Annotated in this window: 16 protein-coding genes; 4 read left to right on the top strand and 12 right to left on the bottom strand. The window is 65.5% G+C overall.

What is annotated here, in order from left to right:
- Positions 1–61 precede the first annotated feature (61 nt).
- Genes AC1DGP_RS12675 through AC1DGP_RS12665 form a run of 3 tightly spaced genes read left to right on the top strand, consistent with a single transcriptional unit; the run spans position 62 to position 4918 of the window.
- On the top strand, positions 62–553 hold the full coding sequence (locus AC1DGP_RS12675; protein ID WP_441505850.1) for a MarR family winged helix-turn-helix transcriptional regulator: 492 nt from the start codon (positions 62–64) through the stop codon (positions 551–553).
- Between the two features lie 19 nt (positions 554–572).
- Complete coding sequence (locus AC1DGP_RS12670) at positions 573–1781, top strand: efflux RND transporter periplasmic adaptor subunit (protein ID WP_441505851.1); 1209 nt, start codon at positions 573–575, stop codon at positions 1779–1781.
- A complete protein-coding gene (locus AC1DGP_RS12665; protein WP_441505852.1) occupies positions 1778–4918 on the top strand; it encodes an efflux RND transporter permease subunit in 3141 nt (1046 codons plus the stop codon). The genes AC1DGP_RS12670 and AC1DGP_RS12665 overlap by 4 nt, the downstream gene beginning before the upstream one ends.
- Here the strand turns inward: AC1DGP_RS12665 and AC1DGP_RS12660 are convergent.
- The 12 genes from AC1DGP_RS12660 to AC1DGP_RS12605 form a co-directional block, all read right to left on the bottom strand.
- On the bottom strand, positions 4881–5279 hold the full coding sequence (locus tag AC1DGP_RS12660) for a methylglyoxal synthase (protein WP_441505853.1): 399 nt from the start codon (positions 5277–5279) through the stop codon (positions 4881–4883). The genes AC1DGP_RS12665 and AC1DGP_RS12660 overlap by 38 nt on opposite strands.
- A gap of 32 nt (positions 5280–5311) precedes the next feature.
- On the bottom strand, positions 5312–6277 hold the full coding sequence (locus tag AC1DGP_RS12655; protein ID WP_441505854.1) for a 2-hydroxyacid dehydrogenase: 966 nt from the start codon (positions 6275–6277) through the stop codon (positions 5312–5314).
- A gap of 28 nt (positions 6278–6305) precedes the next feature.
- Complete coding sequence (ggt, locus tag AC1DGP_RS12650) at positions 6306–7985, bottom strand: gamma-glutamyltransferase (RefSeq protein ID WP_441505855.1); 1680 nt, start codon at positions 7983–7985, stop codon at positions 6306–6308.
- An 11-nt stretch (positions 7986–7996) separates the two neighbouring features.
- Entirely contained in the window at positions 7997–8674 is a 678-nt protein-coding gene (locus AC1DGP_RS12645; RefSeq protein ID WP_441505856.1) for an RraA family protein, read from the bottom strand.
- A gap of 9 nt (positions 8675–8683) precedes the next feature.
- Positions 8684–9472 (bottom strand): ABC transporter permease, encoded by a 789-nt coding sequence (locus AC1DGP_RS12640; protein ID WP_476832196.1) that lies wholly within the window; start codon positions 9470–9472, stop codon positions 8684–8686.
- A complete protein-coding gene (locus AC1DGP_RS12635; protein WP_441489847.1) occupies positions 9469–10311 on the bottom strand; it encodes an ABC transporter permease in 843 nt (280 codons plus the stop codon). Before AC1DGP_RS12635 ends, AC1DGP_RS12640 begins: the two co-directional genes overlap by 4 nt.
- Entirely contained in the window at positions 10308–11363 is a 1056-nt protein-coding gene (locus AC1DGP_RS12630) for an ABC transporter ATP-binding protein (RefSeq protein ID WP_441505858.1), read from the bottom strand. The genes AC1DGP_RS12635 and AC1DGP_RS12630 overlap by 4 nt, the downstream gene beginning before the upstream one ends.
- A gap of 19 nt (positions 11364–11382) precedes the next feature.
- Positions 11383–12444: an extracellular solute-binding protein gene (locus AC1DGP_RS12625; RefSeq protein WP_441505859.1), complete on the bottom strand. Its 1062-nt coding sequence runs from the start codon at positions 12442–12444 to the stop codon at positions 11383–11385.
- A gap of 129 nt (positions 12445–12573) precedes the next feature.
- Entirely contained in the window at positions 12574–13398 is an 825-nt protein-coding gene (locus AC1DGP_RS12620; protein ID WP_113515915.1) for a creatininase family protein, read from the bottom strand.
- 63 nt (positions 13399–13461) lie between these two features.
- Positions 13462–14265: an ABC transporter permease gene (locus AC1DGP_RS12615; RefSeq protein WP_441505860.1), complete on the bottom strand. Its 804-nt coding sequence runs from the start codon at positions 14263–14265 to the stop codon at positions 13462–13464.
- Positions 14262–15218 (bottom strand): ABC transporter permease, encoded by a 957-nt coding sequence (locus tag AC1DGP_RS12610; protein WP_441489843.1) that lies wholly within the window; start codon positions 15216–15218, stop codon positions 14262–14264. Before AC1DGP_RS12610 ends, AC1DGP_RS12615 begins: the two co-directional genes overlap by 4 nt.
- Positions 15215–16732, bottom strand: a complete 1518-nt coding sequence (locus tag AC1DGP_RS12605) for an ABC transporter substrate-binding protein (protein WP_441505861.1) — start codon at positions 16730–16732, stop codon at positions 15215–15217. Before AC1DGP_RS12605 ends, AC1DGP_RS12610 begins: the two co-directional genes overlap by 4 nt.
- A gap of 230 nt (positions 16733–16962) precedes the next feature.
- Between AC1DGP_RS12605 and AC1DGP_RS12600 the strand changes: the two genes are divergently transcribed.
- Complete coding sequence (locus tag AC1DGP_RS12600; RefSeq protein WP_441505862.1) at positions 16963–17679, top strand: FadR/GntR family transcriptional regulator; 717 nt, start codon at positions 16963–16965, stop codon at positions 17677–17679.
- Positions 17680–17690: the final 11 nt, after the last annotated feature.

Here is a 17690-nt window from a genome sequence, read left to right as displayed (position 1 = left end):
ACGCCGAAATGCCGCAATCGCCTCCATACCATGAGCTAGCTTATGATATGGAGGCCTGAGCATGCGGCGCCCACTCAAGCGCGAACTCGTTTTCCAGCTTCTCGAGACCTCCCGACAACTGCGCAGCTATGTCGACCAGCGCGCACGGGAAAATGGCACGACCCGCGCGCAATGGAGCGTGCTGGCTCGTCTGCGCCGCGCGGAAGGTCTCAATCAGGCCACGCTCGCCGAGATGCTCGAGCTGCAACCGATCTCGTTGACGCGCCTGCTTGACCGGCTGGAAGGCCAGGAACTCGTCGAGCGCCGCCTTGATCCCCAGGACCGACGCGCACGGCTCCTGCACCTGACCTCTGCGGGTCGAAAGCTCGTTGACGATCTCGATGCGCTGCGCGCAGAGATCGCCGGCGAGGTACTCGACAGTATCGACGAACCTTCTCTCTCGACGACCCTCGCGACACTCGCATCTGTCCGGGACAGGCTGAGGCACGGAGCCCCGGAGCGCGCCGAGACGAAGCCAGCCGCGCGTCGCGTGCCTGCTGGCAGCGCCCTTTGAGTTGCGCGGAGTAGGCTCGATGAAAGGCTCAAAATCACTCTGGGTGATCGCCATTCTCGCCGTGGGCGCCGTCGGCGCCGGCCTGTGGCTGAAGCTCCCAAGCGCAAACCAGGGCAAGGACGGCGGCTCCCGCGCCACCACGACGCGCAGCGAAGCACCCGTTTCGGTCGTGACCGCCAAGGCGACAACGGACGACGTCCCCGTACATAAGCGGGCTATCGGCTTCGTCGAATCCCCTGCGATCGTCACCGTCAAATCGCGGCTCGACAGCCAGATCATGGAGCAGCACGTCAAGGACGGGCAATTCGTTAGGGCCGGCGACCTGCTCTTCACACTCGACGACCGCGATCTGCGCACTCAGATTGCCAGGGATCAGGCTGCTCTCGCCCGCGACCAGGCGACCCATGACCGTGCCCAGGCCGACCTTGCCCGCTTCCAGCAATTGCTGGCGAAGAACGCCGGCACGCAGCAATCCGTGGACCAGGGTATTGCCGATGAGAAGACGGCAGCCGCGACGATCCTGGCGGACAAGGCAGCGCTTGAGTCAGACATGCTCAAGCTGAGCTATAGCAAGATCACCTCACCGATCGATGGACGAGCGGGCGCCGTGCTGGTCACGCCGGGCAATCTCGTCAGCGCCAACAGCGCGGGCCCGGGCCTCGTCACGATCACGCAGGTCAAGCCGATCCGCGTCGCCTTCACCTTGCCCGAACGCGAGGTACCCATGCTGCAAGCGGCGCTCACGGCCGGCAAGGTTCTCAAGGTCACCGCGAAACCCGCCGACTCGCCGCGCCCGCCGGCAGAAGGAACCCTCACCTTCGTCGATTCCAGTGTGGACATCGCTTCCGGCACCATCGCGGCCAAGGCTGCTTTCGCCAATGCCGACCTCTCGCTCTGGCCAGGCCAGTATGTCGATGTCGCAGTCGAGGCCGACAGGCTCGACAATGCCACGATCATTCCGACGGTCGCCGTGCAGGTGGGGCAGAAGGGCTCCTATGTCTATGTCATCAAGCCGGACGACACGACCGAGCTGAGGCAGGTCAGCATCGCCCTCGTCGATGGCGACAGGACGGTGATCACGGACGGTGTTGCGGCAGGCGAGCGCGTGGTCGTCGACGGCCAGATGCGGCTCAAGCCCGGAACCCGCGTCCGCGAGCGCGCTCCCCCCGGAGCGGATACCAAGCCCGCGGCAGGCAAGGAGACCATCGCCGACGGAGGTCGGTCATGAGCATCTCTGGCTTCTGCATCCGCCACCCCGTGGCGACCATCCTGATGTCGGTCTCGCTGGTCCTCGCAGGGCTCTTCGCCTATCGCTTCCTGCCGGTCGCGGCCCTGCCCCGCGCCGAATTCCCGGTGGTGAACGTCTCGGCGCAACTGCCCGGCGCCTCTCCCGACACCATGGCGACCTCGGTCGCGACGCCCTTGATCAAACAGTTCGCCACGATCGCCGGCATCGACAGCATTGCGACGACAAATTCCCAGGGCGCAACCTCGATTGCCATCCAGTTCGTACTCAATCGCAACATCGATGCCGCCGCCGCCGATGTGCAGGCCGCGATTGCGCGCGCCCAGAAGCAGCTGCCGATCGAGATGACCGCGCCGCCGAGCTATCGCAAGGTGAACCCGGCCGACGCGCCGATCATCCTGCTCGCGCTGAAGAGCGATATCATCCCGCTCTCGCAACTCGATGCTTTCGCACAGCAGGTGATCTCGCCTGCCCTGTCGACTGTCGACGGCGTTGCGCAGGTCCTGATCTTCGGCAGCCAGAAATATGCGGTGCGCATCCGCATCGACCCGACCGCGCTGGCGGCTCGCGGCATCGGCGTCGACACCTTGCAGAATGCGATCACCTCCGCCAACGACAATTCTCCGGTCGGCACGGTGCAGAACGACCGGCAGCAGCTGACGATCCAGGCCAGCACACAGCTCGCAAATGCAGCCCAGTTCGCCGATGTCATCATCGCCACGCGCAACGGCAAGCCCGTGCGCCTCGGCGATGTCGCGAAGGTGATCGACTCGGTCGAGAATACGCAGACAGCCAGCACCTATGACGGCATGCCGGCCGTCGTGCTCGCAGTGCAGCGCCAGCCCGATGCCAACACCGTCGACGTCGTCGACAGGGTCAAGGCCATGCTGCCGGCGTTCCGCGAGCAGTTGCCGGCGGCAGCGCAACTGGCGCAGCTCAATGACCGCTCGACCTCGATCCGCGCCGCGGTCGAGGATGTTCAGTTCACGCTGGGGCTGACCATCGTTCTGGTCATCATGGTGATCTTCGTCTTCCTGAGAAGGCTCACCGCGACCCTGATCCCGGCAGTTGCCGTGCCGATCTCGATCATATCAACGCTCGCGGCGATGTATGTGCTCGGCTTCTCCATCGACAACATCTCGCTGCTTGGCCTGACGCTCTCGGTCGGCCTCGTCGTCGACGACGCCATCGTCATGCTCGAGAACATCGTGCGGCACATGGAAGAGGATGGGCTCTCAGCCTTTGACGCAGCTCTCAAGGGCTCGCGCGAAATCGGCTTCACCATCATCTCGATCTCGCTCTCGCTTGTCGCGGTCTTCATCCCCGTGCTGTTGATGGGTGGTGTCATTGGCCGGATCTTCAACGAGTTCGCGGTGGTCGTCACCGTCGCGATCCTCGCCTCGGCCTTCGTGTCCCTGACACTGACGCCGATGCTCTGCTCGCGGCTGTTGACCAACGCCGACCAGCACGCTCCCGAGCACGGCCTTGGCCATGTGCTCGAACGCGGCTTTGAGAGCGTGCTCCGCGGCTATGACCGCGCGCTGACTCTCTGTCTGCGTGTGCAGCCGCTGATGCTTGCTGCCTTCTTCGCAACAGTGATCGGCACGGTCTGGCTCTTCCAGACCGCGCCCAAAGGTTTCTTCCCGCAAGAGGATATAGGTCAGCTCCAGGTCGCGACGGAAGCGAGGCAGGATATCTCATTCCCCGCGATGCAAAGGCTGCAGAAGGAGGTTGCCGACGTCTTCCGCAACTCGCCCTATGTCAGCCATGTCGCGTCCTCAGTCGGAGGCGGAGGCGGCGGTGGCGGCAGCGGCGCGCTCAATGCCGGGCGCCTCTTCGTCGAGTTGAAGCCGAGAACCGAACGTCCTGCGCTGCAGACCGTGCTCTCCGACCTGCGCAGGCAGCTCGCACAGGTCGCCGGCATCAACGCCTTCATGACACCGGTTCAGAACCTCAATATCGGCGCGCGCGCCTCCAAGAGCCAATATCAGCTCGTGGTGCAAGGCCTCGACCAGACGCAGATGAACGATTGGGCGCTGAAGCTCGCCGATGCGATGAGCCAGGATCGCGCGACCTTCACCGACGTCACCACCGATCTCCAGAACAACGCCCTGCAAGCGACCCTGGTCATCGACCGCGACAAGGCAAACTCACTGCAGATCGGCGCCGACACCCTGCGCTCGACGCTGTATTCCGGCTTTGGCGTTCGTCAGGTCTCGACCATCTTCACCACCGGAGACAGCTATGAGGTGGTTGTCGAGTTCGACCCCGCTCTTGGCTGGACGGCCGACAAGCTCGACGCGATCCGCGTGCGCGCCAGCAATGGCCTGCTTGTCCCGCTCGGCTCCTTCACCCGCGTCGAGCGCACGGCGGGGCAGCTGACGGTGAACCAGCTCGGCCAGCTTCCGGCGGTGACCATTTCCTACAACCTCCCTGCGGGCGTCGCGCTCGGCGACAGCGTGACCAGGATCAACACCATCAAGACGGAGCTTGGGTTACCGACGACGCTCTCGACGACGCTTGCCGGCACCGCCAAGACCTTCCAGGATTCGCTCGCCAACCAGGGCCTGCTGATCGCCGGCGCGATCCTGACGATCTATATCGTGCTCGGCATCCTCTATGAGAGCTTCATCCATCCGCTGACGATCCTGACCGGCCTGCCATCGGCGGCCATCGGCGCCCTGGCCGCGCTGCGTCTCTTCGGCCTCGACCTGTCGGTGATCGCGATCATCGGCATGCTGATGCTGATCGGCATCGTCAAGAAGAACGCGATCATGATGATCGATGTCGCGCTCGTGCTGCAACGCGAGGGCGTGCCCTCTCAGGATGCGATCCACCGCGCCTGTCTGATGCGCTTCCGCCCGATCCTGATGACGACGCTGGCGGCGCTGATGGGCACCTTGCCGATCGCACTCGGCGCCGGCGCCAGCGCCGAGCTGCGTCAACCTCTCGGCATCGCGGTGGTCGGCGGACTGCTGATCTCGCAGGTGCTGACGCTCTTCATCACGCCGGTGCTGTTTCTCTACATGGAGCGCGTGTCGAAGGCGCTGACCATCGCGAGATGGGCGAACCCGAAGCCGACTACCGCCGCCGTGCGGGAGAGAACACGTCCGACATGATCAATGCGTCGGCCGTGCTTGGGCTGAACGCGGCCGGGATATCGTAGACCAGAACGAGGCGAAGCAGCGCCTTGACGTCCACGTCATGGGGCATGGCGGCAAGCGGATCGGGGAAGAAGATCAGCACGTCGATCTTCCCCTCGGCGATCATCGCTCCGATCTGCTGATCGCCGCCGAGCGGGCCACTCTTCACTGTCTCGACACTGACATCGGGGTGGCTCTGCTTCAGCACAGAACCCGTCGTCGCCGTGGCCACAAGCCGATGCGCGCTCAGAACCTGGATGTTTCGCGTCACCCAGGCCGCAAGATCGGGCTTCTTGCGGTCATGGGCGATCAAGCCGATGCCGAGGCGTTTCGTCATGTCCGCCTTCCCTGTTCCAGCCCCGCGCGGGCTCAGACGACGCTGTCGCGCTCGGGCACGGGCTCGCCGCGCGAGACACGGGCGATGTTGTCGAACATCCGCTTCACCGTCGGGGCGAAATTGTCGGATGCGATCGCCGCCAGATGCGGCGTCACCACCAGATTGTCGAGCCCGAGCAGGGGGCTGTCAGCCGGCAGCGGCTCGATCTCGAAGACGTCCATCGCGGCGCCGGCAATCTCCTTCGCGCGCAAGGCCTCGATCAGGTCGTTCTCGGCGACGACGCCGCCGCGCGCCACGTTGATAAGCACCGCCGTCTTCTTCATCGCAGCGAAGGCAGACTTGTCGATCATGTTCGCCGTCTCCGGCGTCAGGGGGCAATGCAGCGAGACGACGTCGGACTTCGCCAGCAGTTCTGCCAGCGAAGCGTGCTTCGCGCCAAGCTCGACTTCCTCTGCGGCGGAGAGCGGCTGGCGCTTCGAATACAGGATCGTACAGCCAAAGCCCTTCAGCAGCTTCGCGACATTCTGGCCGATGGCGCCAAAGCCGACGATGCCAACCGTCTTGCCGGACAGGGTGAAGGTGTCGCCCGGCAAGCGCCCGCCACGCCAGTCCCCCTTCTTCAACTCGGCATGGCCGAAGGAAATATGACGCAGGGCCGAAAGCATCAGCCCGAGCGTGAACTCGGCGACCGGCACGGCATTGCTGCCCGTGGTGCGGGCAACCTTGATGCCAAGCTGCTTGGCGGTCTGGGTGTCGAGATTATCGACCCCGACGCCCCATTTGTGGAGCAGCTTGAGCTTCTTCGCCGCCTTCAGCACCTCGGCATTGACGCCGACCTGTCCCGCGATCGCGTATTCGGCCTCCGCGATGATTTCCTTCATGTGGTCGTCGCCGCGCGCCGTGCCATGCGTGAGGACGAAACCCGGCGGCAGGAGCGCCCTGAGCTTGTCGGCGCGTTCAGGCGCCATGGGATCGAGGACGACGATGGTTTCTGACATGATGATGGTCCGATTGGCTTGAACGAAATCAGGCAATGGTGAAGCGGACGCCGGCGCGCGCCAGCCCGCCGGAGATCGCGACGGGCGTGCCATCGGCGCGCCAGCAGGCGGCGCCGGTGAGCGTTCCGTCGGAATTGAAGCCGATGGCATTCATGCCGCCGGCGACACGCTGCACGCGTGCGATCTGATGGCCGCGCGCAGTCAGTTCGCTGGCGACCGAATCCGGGATCGCGCTCTCGAGTTCGAGGGCTCCACCCTCCGTCCAGACACGCGGCGCCTCGACGGCCTCCTGCAGGCTCATGCCGTGGTCGATCAGGTTGACGATCGCCTGCAGTGCCGAGGGGAAGATGCGCAGGCCGCCGGGCAGGCCGAGCGCGAAGGCAAGCTTGCCATCGCGCAGGACCATCATCGGCGCCATCGAAGTGAAGACCCGCTTGCCTGGCGCGATCGAGAGCGCGCGGCCGGGATGTGGATCGAAATTATACATATAGTTGTTGGTCAGCATCCCGGTGCCGGGGATCTGGGTGCAGGCGCCGAACAGGCCGTTGATCGTCTGGGTGGTCGCAACCACATTGCCAGCCGCATCCGCTACGGTGACATGAGTGGTGTTCGCGGATTCCCCGGCGCTGAGACCGGCCGCCCAGGCCTTGGTATGGGCCATGTCGATATCGGCGCGGCGCTCATCGGCGTAGGACTTGGCCGTCAGACGCTCGATCGGCACCTTGACGAAGGCCGGGTCCGCAGTCGCCACCGCCCGGTCGGCGAAGGCGATCTTCAGGGCCTCGGCAACGAGATGCACGGCATCGCTCGAGCCGAAGCCGAGCGCACCGATATCGTAGCCCTCGAGGATGTTCAGCATCTGCACGATATGGACGCCGGACGAGGATGGCGGCGGCGGACCGAGGATCTCGAAGCCGCGATAGCGACCCCGAACCGGCTCGCGCTCGATTACCTTGAAGGCGGCGAGGTCGGCCTGGTCGATCAGCCCGCCATTGGCCGCCATGAAGGAGGTTAGCGCCGCGCCGAGCGGGCCATCATAGAGCGCCGAGGGGCCGGTTTCGGCGATCAGCCGCAGGCTCGCGGCATAATCGCCCTGAACCAGCCGCTCCCCCGCCGGCAGCGCCTTTCCGCCGGGCAGGAACAGTTTTGCAAGGCCCGGATCGCGTGCGAGATCCGGCGCGCAATCCGCGATGCAATCGGAGAGATAGGGGCTGACCACGAACCCGCGTTCGGCCAGCCGGATCGCAGGTTGGAGCACATCGGCGAGCGGCAGCGTGCCGAAGCGCGCCAATGCCTCGCACCAGCCGACGAGCGCACCGGGAACCGCGACGGCCTTGGGGCCGACGAGGTTCTCGCGGTCACGCGTATCTCGCGCCTTGCCGACCTCGTGCGACAGCGCCTCATACATGTCGGCACTGGCCTTGCCCGGCGCGGTCGACAAACCGTCAAGCACGAGATGACGACCGTCAGCCAGCCGGATATGGGCAACGCCGCCGCCGAGCACGCCGACCATCATCGGTTCGACGACGGTGAGCGCGAACAGCGAGGCGATGGCCGCATCGATGGCATTGCCGCCCGCGAGCAGCATGTGCGATCCCGCGGCCGAGGCGAGCGGATGATTGGTGACGACCATGCCGCGCGAGCCGGTGGCCGACAGCTTCTCGCAGGTGAAATTGGCGACGCGCGGGCCGCGCAGCTGGGCGTTCATCGTGTCTGTCCTCAGCCGTTCTGCTTCAGCGCCTCGAGCACCATCTTGGTGGCGCCGGAGATGTCGCCAAGCTTCTCGCCGGCCTTGACGCGCGCCTGAGTGCGCTCGCCACGCTCCTGCCGGGCCAGCGCCGCGTCGGCAATCGCCTCGGCCTCTCCTGCCGGCAGCACCAGCACGCCGGACTCGTCCGCGAGGATGATGTCCCCGGCCCTTACCGCGACATTGCCGCAGGAGATCGGCAGGTTCAGCGTGCCGCCGAGATTGTAGAGCCGGGTCGTGATCGGCGACATGCCGCGGCACCACATCGGGAAATCGCTGTCTTCGATCTCGGTCAGATCCGTGCAGGGGCCATCGACGATGCCGCCCATCGCGCCGGCCGCCTTGGCCGCCACGGTGACGCCGCCGCCCCAGCAGGCATGCTTGTCATCGCCGAGTCGATCGACCACGAGGATGTCGCCGGGGCGCAGAAGCCCGAGCGCGTGGTGCAGCAGCGTCGAATCCTGCCCGGGAATGGCAAGCGTCACGGCTGCGCCGGCGATACGCTTGTTGCGCAGCAAGGGCTGGATGCCGCGGTCCATGAATCCCCAGTGCTGGGAATGGCCGATGGTGGCGGTTTCGACGCGGCTGAGCTTCTCGGCAAGGGCCGGCGAGATCTGCTGCGGCATGGGTTCGATGCGGTAGTCGGGCATGGTTCTCTCCTATTGGCCGACGGCGCGCGCGACGCCGACGAGACGTTCGACCAGAACGACGATGATGAGGGTCGCGACGATCAGGATCACCGACAGGGCCGCGACGAGCGGATCGGTGCGTCCTTCGACATAGCGCACCATCTCGACCGGCAGCGTCGAAGCGCGCGGACCGGAGAGGAAGAGCGAGATCACGGTCTCGTCGAAGGACAGCAGGAAGGACAGGGCACCGCAGGCAATCAGGCCGGGCGTGGCAAGCGGCAGCGTCACGCGCCAGATCACCCGCCAGGGCTTCGCGCCCAGCGTCGCGGCAGCCGCTTCGATATCATCCGGCAGCGTCGAGAACGCCGTCGTCATCATCCGGATCACGAAAGGCAGGGTCACGGTCATGTGGCCGAGCACAAGCCCGGGCAAGGTCGCAGTCAGCCTGAGCGGGGTGAAGAACAGCAGAAGCGCGAGGCCGACAATCAAGGTGGGCAGCAGCAACGGTGCGAGAAAGAAGTTCTTCAGCGCCTCCTGGCCGCGAAACCGCCCCTTGTCGAGCGCCAGCGMCGCCGGCACGCCAAGCAGCAGCGACAGCGCCGTGACCACGCAGGCGATCTGAGCGCTGAGGACGACGGCATTCAGCAGCGGTGTGTTGCCGGCGAGTTGCTGGAACCAGCGCAGCGAATAGCCGGACGGAGGGAACAGGATGAAATTGTCCGCCGAGAAGGCGAGTGCCACGACGACAACGATGGGCGCCAGGATCAGGGCGTAGACGATACCTGCGAGCGTCGAGAGGACGGGTCCGGCGCCATTCATCGTTGCAGCCTCCGCGCCGCGACATTGGAGAGCACCAGCAGCGCCAGCAGCAGCACGAGCGTATAGATCGCCAGTACGGCGGCGACCGGCCAATTGGTGTTCGTCGTCGCTTGCTCGAAGATCTCCGTCGCCAGCACGAAGACCCGACCGCCGCCGAGCAGTTTTGGCGTGATATAGGCCGACATCGAGAGCACGAAGCCCAGGCCCGCCGCGAGCGCGAGCGCCGGCAGGCTCAGCGGCAAGGTCACCCGCAGGAACGTGCGCAGCGGCGTGCAGCCCAGGCTGCGCGCCGCCTCCTCCAGCGTGCGGTCAAGCCGGCCGAAACCGGCGAGCAGCGCGAGGATCATGTAGGGCATGATGCTCTCGGCGAGGCCGATGGTGACGCCCGTCCAGTTGAAGACGAGGCGCATCGGCGTCGAGATCAGCCCAAGCCACTGAGCAAGGGAATTGACGAGCCCACGATCGCCCAGGATGGCGAGCCAGCCGAAAACACGCACCACGCCGGAGACCAGCATCGGCATGATCGCGATCACGGCCAGCAGGCCACGAAAGCGCGACTGCGTCCGGAACAGGAACAGCGAGACCGGATAGGCCATGCACAGCGCGATCAGTGTCGCGCTCAGAGAGAGCCAGAGCGAGTTGAGCGTCAGCTCGATCGTGAAGGAATCAGCGAGGACTTCGCTGGTCGTCTTGAGCGACCAGGCCTCGATCATCGCCCCCGTCGGCCCGACCTCGTTGAAGGCGGTGCGAAACAGGCCAAGGGTCGGCCAGACATAGACGGCGAGAAGAAGGAGCGCCGCCGGGACGACCAGCCAAGGCAGGCGCGAGCCGGCGGTCATGTTGCCTCGCGCGGGAAGAGCAGCGTGTCTCCGGCCTGCCAGAGCACGGCGACCTCGGTCCCGGCCGCTGGCGGCTTCGTGCCGGATTGCATCTCGACGCTGAGCTGCCCCCCTGCCCCCTCGACGATGACCTCGACATGATCTCCGACGAAGACGCTGCGCAGAACCCGGCCGGTCAGCCGAACCATGCCCTCGCCGGACGGTTCACCGGTTGAGGCGAGCCGGATGCGCTGCGGCCGCACGAAGACGTCGATCTCGCCGCCGGCCGGAGCGGTGGCCGGCAAGGTCACTCCCCAGACGCTGATGGCGCCCGCCTCATTTCGCAAGGCCGGCAGCACATTGGCGCGCCCGACGAAGTCGGCGACGAAGCGGGTCGCGGGCCGCTCGTAGATATCCTCCGGCGTGCCGATCTGTTCGATCCGCCCGCGCTTCATCACCGCGATCCGATCGCACATCGTCAGCGCCTCGACCTGATCGTGCGTGACGAAGAGCGTGGTGATGCCGAGCGAACGCTGGATGTCGCGAATCTCGTGGCGCATCGCGTCACGCAGCTTGGCGTCGAGATTGGACAGGGATTCGTCGAGCAGCAGCACGGACGGGCGAATGACGAGCGCCCGCGCCAGCGCCACGCGCTGCTGTTGACCGCCTGACAATTCGCGGGGGCGCCTGCCCTCGAGGCCGGCAAGGCGCACCATGCCGAGCGCCTCTTCGACGCGCCGCGACGTCTCAGGGCGCGGCACGCGCCTTTCCTCGAGACCGAAGCCCACATTGCGGGCAACGCTCAGATGCGGAAACAGCGCATAGGACTGGAAGACATAGCCCATGTTGCGCTTATGAGCCGGCTGGCGCGTGATCTCGGCACCGTCGAGGCGGATCGAGCCCGCGTCGGGATCGATCAGGCCGGCAAGCATGCGCAGCGTCGTGGTTTTGCCGCAGCCGGAGGGGCCGAGGAGAGCGACGGCCTCGCCCTTCTCGACCGAAAGCGCGACGTCATCGACGGCGACGGAATCGCGGTAGCGCTTCTGCAGGCCGGCGAGTTCGAGATAGCTCATGGCAGGCTGCGATCCCGGCTCAGCGACCTGCCGCAGCGATGACTTCGCGCCGCCAGCGATTGTTCCACTGGTCGCGCATCTTCAGAACCTCGTTCCAGTCGACGCCGATCATCCGGCCCCGGCTTTCCGGGGCGGCAGCGGTGCGCGCCAGCGCCTTGGCGTCGATCGCTGCCTTGGCGTTTGTCGGCGCATAGAACATCCGCTCGGTGAAAGCCTTCTGCGCAGCTTGCGCCAGCGCAAAATTGACGAAGGCAACCGCGGCGGCCCTGTTCTTCGAGCCGGCAGTGAGGTTGATGGTGTTGATCTGGAAGACCGATCCTTCAGGCGGCAGCAACGCGGCGATCTTGCCGCCGGTCTGGTCGCCATAGAGCTGCGCACGGGCGTTCCAGCCGGTCGCGACTTTCACCACTCCGTTCAGGATCAGCGAATAGCCATCGGGATTGGGCTCGAACGTATTCACCGAAGGGGCGAGAGCGCGCAGCTTCTTGATCGCCGCATCGATCGACTTGCGGTAGTCGCCGCCCTCCATCTTCTCGACCATTGCGGTGAGCGCGAGCCCCTGGATGTTCGGCGGCGCCGCAAGCGCGACCTGCCCCTTGAGGTCCGGCCGCCAGAGATCGGCGAGCTTCTCGATCGGCGGCTTCAGATTCTGCGTGTCATAGACGAGCACGAGATGGTCGAAGGTCACGGCCGGGCCGTAATCGCCTCCGGCCGCGCGGGCCTCCGGATGGAGTTCGTTCAGCGACGGAACTTCGGAGGGCGTCAGCTTCTCGAACAGTCCCTCGATATTGCCGATGCTGGAGGTGGTGACATCCATGATTGCCACATCGACCTGCGGATCAGCCTTCTGGGCTCGGACGCTGCCGACCATCTGGGCCGAGGTGCCGCCCGGCACATAGTTCACCTTCACGCCGGGAAAGGCCTGCTGGAACGGCTCGACCACCGCCTTCACGTAGTTGTCCTGGAAGATCCCGGAATAGGACATCAGCGTGATCGAGCCGCTGAGCCCCTGGGCCCTGACGAGAGCCGGAGCGGCGATGGTCGCAAGCCCGGTCTGAAGAACAAGACGACGTGTCGGCATGGAAGCTTCCCCTCTTGTCATGGCCGCATGCGAGGCAGCCGCAATGTCGTAGCCAGCGCCCACCGGCTTGTCATGGCGCGGCGGCGCTGGAGACCCATGCGCCGCCGTAGGGATATCAGCGGGGCAGGCTCAGCCGTCGACCTTGCTGGCGAAATGGGCCACGAAACGGGCGCAGATCTCGGTGAGCTTCTCGGAGAGCGCAGCCCCCGTTTCAGCCGAGCACAGCTTCGGATCCCCCTTGGCGACGCCAAGATTGTAGACCTCGTCATACTCATTGGGCATCGCCACCTCGGCGCCCTCGAAGCTCGCCGTGCCAAGCCCGGTGAACTGCAGGTCGAGCACGGGATCGCGCTTCAGCGGCTGGCCAGCCGGGATCAGGTCCTTGCGCATCAGCTCCGGGAACAGGTGCAGCCCGAGGCTGGTCAGCGGATCGGCACCATGTCCAGCGACCGCAGCCGCCTTCTCCGCGCCGAGAATGCCCGGCAGCAGCCCGTAGGCGATGCGCCAGAGATAAAGGCTCGGCAGGACGATCTGCTCGCGCTGGTAAAGCTCGCGCGCCACGTCGGAGATCGGGCCGACATTGCCGCCATGGCCGTTGATCACGATGATGCGCGTCAGGCCATTGCGATGCAGTGAATCCACCATCTCGGCGATCACCGCCGTCAAGGTCGATTGCGAAATGGCAATGCCACCGACCATCGGACCGAACCAGTCGGCGCCGCCGAAGGGCAGGACGGGAGCAACCAGCGTGCGCACGCCGCGCTCCGAGGCGCGGATGGCCGCGAGCTCGGCGATCTTCTCGGCGAGAAGATAGTCGCCCATCGGTGCGTGCGGGCCCTGATCCTCATGGCTGCCCATCGGCAGCAGGATGACGGGGTTCTCTTCGAGGATCTCCCGTGCCTCTCCGCCGGTGATCGTGCCCATGTGAACGAGGGGAGTAGTCTTGGTGGCCATTGGCTTCATCCTGGATATGCGAGGGAGTTCGCGGTGAGGATCGTCATGGGAAGGCTCTGCCTCTCAGCGGTCGGCGGTTCGGGGATCGACCGCGTCGCGCAGGGCATCGCAGAGCAGGTTGATGGCGAGGATGGTCAGCGTCAGCGCCGCGCAGGGCCAGAGCAGCAGCAGCGGCGCCTGCTCCATCGTAGCGCGCGCGCCCCTGATCATCAGTCCCCAGGAGGGCGCCGGCGGAACGACGCCAAGTCCGAGAAACGACAGGCCGCTTTCGATGACGACAGCGGCCGCCACTGTCAGGGACAGCTGCACCAGGAGCGGGCCGGCAATATTGGGAAGCACGGTGCGGAGCAGGATACGTCGGGGCGTGGCGCCGAACGCCCGCGCCGCCTCGACATATTCGCGCGACCGCACCGCGAGCACTTCGGCATAGGCCACGCGTGCGAAGCCCGGCAGATAGAGAACCGACAGGACCAGGACCAGCGTCGCCGCGCCCGGCCCGAGCAAGGTGACGACCAGCAGGGCGAGCAGCACCGGCGGAAAGCACATGATGATCTCGACGCTGCGCACCGTCAGGAACGCGCCAAGCCCCTTGCCCCAGCCCCCGATCAGGCCGATCGCGGTGCCGACTGTTCCCGCAACCAAGGCAGCGACGAAGGCGACGCCCAGACTTGTGCGCGCGCCCCAGATTAAGCGCGACAGCACATCGCGGCCGAATTCGTCACGGCCGAGCCAGGAGCCTGCGCTCGGCGCAGCGAGCCGCCGGGCAATGTCCTGCCTGACCGGATCCGGCAGGCCGAGAAACGGAGCGGCGAGAGCGATGAAGATAATCAGCGCGACAAAGGCGCCGGGAAGCCAGAGCCGTTTCATCCCGCCTGCACCCTCGGATCAACGATCGCGTGAAGAATCTCGACCACAAGGTTGATCAACAGGAACAGAACCGAGATGGTAAGAATGATACCGACCACCATCGGATAGTCGCGCGCCTCGACGGCCCGCAGCAGCGGCGTCGACAGGCCCGGCCAGTTGAAGACGTATTCGACGAGCACGGTGCCGCCCAGCAGGGTTCCCATTTGCAGGCCGAGTACGGTCAGCACCGGGTTGAGCGCATTGCGCAGCACATGGACGACCAGGATGCGCGCCTGCGAGAGGCCCTTTGCGCGAGCGGTGCGGACATAGTCATTGGCGAGTGCATCCAGCATCGAGGCGCGCGTCATCCGGAACAGGATGGCGGCCAGCCCCTTGCCGACTGCGATGGCCGGAAGCGTAAGCAGTTTGAGATGCTGGACCGGGTCCTGTGTGAAGGGCACGAACCCGCCGGCCGGCATCAGCCGCAGGGTCTGCGCCATCAGCAGCACGAGCAATGTGCCCACCACGAAAACCGGCACGGCCAGCAGGAGCGCTGTGACGCCAGAAGCGATGCGATCGAAGCGCCCGCCCCGATGAAGGGCCGCATAGACGCCGGAGGGCACGCCGACCGCGATACCGATCAAGGTGCCGGCAAGAATGAGCTCCAGCGTGCGCGGCAGGCGCAGCGCGATCTCGCTCAGCACCGGATAATCATCGACCAGGGAATGCCCGAGATTGCCTTGCATGAGGCCGGCGAGGAACGCGCCATACTGCGCAAGCAGCGGCCGCTCGAGCCCAAGCTTTTCACGCAACTCCGCGACAGCCGCTGGATCGGGTGAGATCCCTCCCGTCGAAAGCAGCAATTCGGCGGGGTCGCCCGGCACCATGTGCAGGGCGAGAAAGACGATCGTTGCAACGACCCAGGCGAGGCCGAGCGAAACCGCAAGGCGGCGCGCGAACCAGGTCACGCTCATCCGAAATAGGTCTCTTCGAGCGTCGCGCCCGATGAGGTGGTGAGCGCGCCGGGCAGGTTGGTGAAGCCCATCACGCTCTTGTCCATGCCATAGCCTTGCGAGCGCCAGGCGAGGCCGACCAGGGGTACCTCCTCGAGCGCCGCGCGCTGCATCTCCTTGTAGATCTCGACCCGCTTGGCCTGATCGAACTCGGAACGCCCCTTGGCGAGTGCCGCAATCGTGCGCGGAGCATCGACCTTGAAAGAGCGGCCATGGGTCGGCGACAACGAAGTGTCGAGGACCACGGTAAGGCCATCAGGGTCGTTGTTGTCCGACGAGACGCCGTGGATCGCCATGTCGTACTGGCCGCGCGTGCCGCGGCTCACCCGGGTCGACCAATCCGGCAGCTGCAGCTCGCACTGGATGCCGACGGCGGCCAGATGCTGCTGCACCACCTCGGCCGTATCCTTGTGCATGCCGAACTGCGAGGTGGCGAGCAGCGTCGACTGGAAGCCGTTGGCGAACCCGGCCTCGGCGAGCAGCGCCTTTGCCCGGGCCGGATCATAATTCCAGCCATGCGCCAGTTCCTTGTCATACCAGGGCGTGCCTTCGACGATCGGCAGGCCCTCGAGCGGCTTGCCGCGCCCGAAGAAGGCGGCCTTGACGATATCGTCGCGCTTCACGGCATGGGCGATGGCCCGGCGCACGCGGGGATCGTTGAAGGGCGGCTTGGTGCCGTTGAAGAGGATGTCCATGAACGGCCCCTCGACCGAATCGAGCTTCAGCCTGGAGTCGGCCTCGACCGCGGACATCGACTGCCACGGCACATACTCGATCATGTCGACATCGCCGGACTGCAGCGCGGCGAAGCGCAGGTTCTCGTCGGCATAGACGACGAACTTGATGCCCTTCACCTTCGGAAAACCCGGCTTGTAGAACTTGTCGAAGGCGACGAGATCGAGCGAGGTCCCGCGCTCCTGTCCGGCCAGTTTGAAGGGGCCTGCTCCGACCGGCTCGTTCGGCGCCGATTTCCGCCAGATCACGAAAGTGTTGTAGTTGCCGAACCAGCTCGGCAACGTCGCCTGCGGCAGCGTGGTGACAAGCCGGATGGTCTTCGGGTCGGGAATCTCGATGCGCTCGATCCCCTGAAACTGGGTGCGCATATAGGCGGTCGACTTCTCGCCGGCGATCTGCTCGATCGACCACTTCACGTCCTCGGCCGTGACCGGTTCGCCATTATGAAAGACGCAGCCCTGCCGCAGCTTGAAGACCCAGGCGCCATCGCTGTCGCGCGACCAGGACTCGGCCAACTCGCCTCGCAACTCGCCCTTGCTGTCATAGGACACGAGGCTGCGATGCGTGAGCATCTTCACCGTGCCGGCCGACGCCCCGGTGCTGACCCAGGGCTGAAGATTGGGCGGAAAGGCGGAAAGCCCGTAGCGCAGGATACCGCTCGCACGCTGCGCGCGCCCCGGCATCGACATGAACGGCAGGGCAAGCCCGGCCTGGAGGATGGCACGACGCGTCGTGGTCATGAAACGATCTCCCCGCACCGGGCCTCGAAGGTCGCCGGTCCCTTTACAAGTAGCGAGTTGAAAACTTGTCTGTCAACGCACGCCTTGCGTGATTATGCGCCCCTGCACGCTCAAAAATAGCGCGATTCGATAGTCGTAGAGCCAGGTCGCTTTGCAGGTGCAGCAAAGTATGTAAATCTGTTTACAAGTGAACTTGCCAAGTTCGTGATGACCTGGAACAGAAGGCGCCCGTGTCTCACCGCCCGAAACTGAGCGACGTACTCTATGCAGACATGCTTGAGCGCCTCCGGCGCGGCGAAGTCTTCGCCGATGGAAAGCTGCCCTCGGAGAACGAACTGAGCCAGGAGTTTGGCGTCTCGCGGCCGACGGTGCGCGAGGCATTGCGGCGCCTGCGCGATGACGGCCTGATCCATTCCCGGCAAGGCGCCGGCAGCTTCATCGCGGCAGTGCAACCGCAGCTGACTGCGCCGCCGCCCCGCGCTCCCCTGAGCAAGGACGAAGGCATTCGCACGATCTCGAATGTCAGACGCGTCTATCAGTTCCGGATCGCACTCGAAGGCGAGGTTGCCTATGCGGCCGCGCTGCATCGCAGCGAGGCCGATATCGCCGCGATCCAGAAGGAACTCGACGCGATCCACCTCGCGATCAAGACGGGCCGGATCGGCGTCCAGCAGGACAGCGATTTTCACGCAGCGATCGCACGGGCAACCCAGAACCCCTATTTCGAGGCCGCTCTGGCCGCTGTGAGGTCTCAGGTCGATTTCGTCATCGACCTCGCCCGCAGCTTCTCCGTTCTGCAATCGGCCGAGCATCTCGCCATGGTTCAGCGCGAGCATGCGGCCGTCTTCGAGGCCATCCGCGACGGCGACGGCGTCAGGGCGCGCGAGGCGATGCAGGCCCATATCCGCAATGCCCAGGAACGGGTCTTCGACGGCATCCATTTCTGAAGATCCACCGG

Source organism: Allobosea sp. 05T433 (assembly GCF_056396065.1).
Note: the sequence above shows the minus strand (reverse complement) of the source record. Positions and strands in the feature narration are given on the sequence as shown.

What these genes read in the sequence shown, in the direction of transcription:
- AC1DGP_RS12675 (WP_441505850.1), top strand. Translation starts at nt 62, where the DNA reads ATGCGGCGCCCACTCAAGCGCGAACTCGTTTTCCAGCTTCTCGAGACC.
- AC1DGP_RS12670 (WP_441505851.1), top strand. Translation starts at nt 573, where the DNA reads ATGAAAGGCTCAAAATCACTCTGGGTGATCGCCATTCTCGCCGTGGGC.
- ggt (WP_441505855.1), bottom strand. Translation starts at nt 7,985, where the DNA reads ATGAACGCCCAGCTGCGCGGCCCGCGCGTCGCCAATTTCACCTGCGAG.
- AC1DGP_RS12620 (WP_113515915.1), bottom strand. Translation starts at nt 13,398, where the DNA reads ATGGCCACCAAGACTACTCCCCTCGTTCACATGGGCACGATCACCGGC.
- AC1DGP_RS12630 (WP_441505858.1), bottom strand. Translation starts at nt 11,363, where the DNA reads ATGAGCTATCTCGAACTCGCCGGCCTGCAGAAGCGCTACCGCGATTCC.
- AC1DGP_RS12615 (WP_441505860.1), bottom strand. Translation starts at nt 14,265, where the DNA reads ATGAAACGGCTCTGGCTTCCCGGCGCCTTTGTCGCGCTGATTATCTTC.
- AC1DGP_RS12660 (WP_441505853.1), bottom strand. Translation starts at nt 5,279, where the DNA reads ATGACGAAACGCCTCGGCATCGGCTTGATCGCCCATGACCGCAAGAAG.
- AC1DGP_RS12635 (WP_441489847.1), bottom strand. Translation starts at nt 10,311, where the DNA reads ATGACCGCCGGCTCGCGCCTGCCTTGGCTGGTCGTCCCGGCGGCGCTC.
- AC1DGP_RS12610 (WP_441489843.1), bottom strand. Translation starts at nt 15,218, where the DNA reads ATGAGCGTGACCTGGTTCGCGCGCCGCCTTGCGGTTTCGCTCGGCCTC.
- AC1DGP_RS12645 (WP_441505856.1), bottom strand. Translation starts at nt 8,674, where the DNA reads ATGCCCGACTACCGCATCGAACCCATGCCGCAGCAGATCTCGCCGGCC.
- AC1DGP_RS12605 (WP_441505861.1), bottom strand. Translation starts at nt 16,732, where the DNA reads ATGACCACGACGCGTCGTGCCATCCTCCAGGCCGGGCTTGCCCTGCCG.
- AC1DGP_RS12665 (WP_441505852.1), top strand. Translation starts at nt 1,778, where the DNA reads ATGAGCATCTCTGGCTTCTGCATCCGCCACCCCGTGGCGACCATCCTG.
- AC1DGP_RS12625 (WP_441505859.1), bottom strand. Translation starts at nt 12,444, where the DNA reads ATGCCGACACGTCGTCTTGTTCTTCAGACCGGGCTTGCGACCATCGCC.
- AC1DGP_RS12655 (WP_441505854.1), bottom strand. Translation starts at nt 6,277, where the DNA reads ATGTCAGAAACCATCGTCGTCCTCGATCCCATGGCGCCTGAACGCGCC.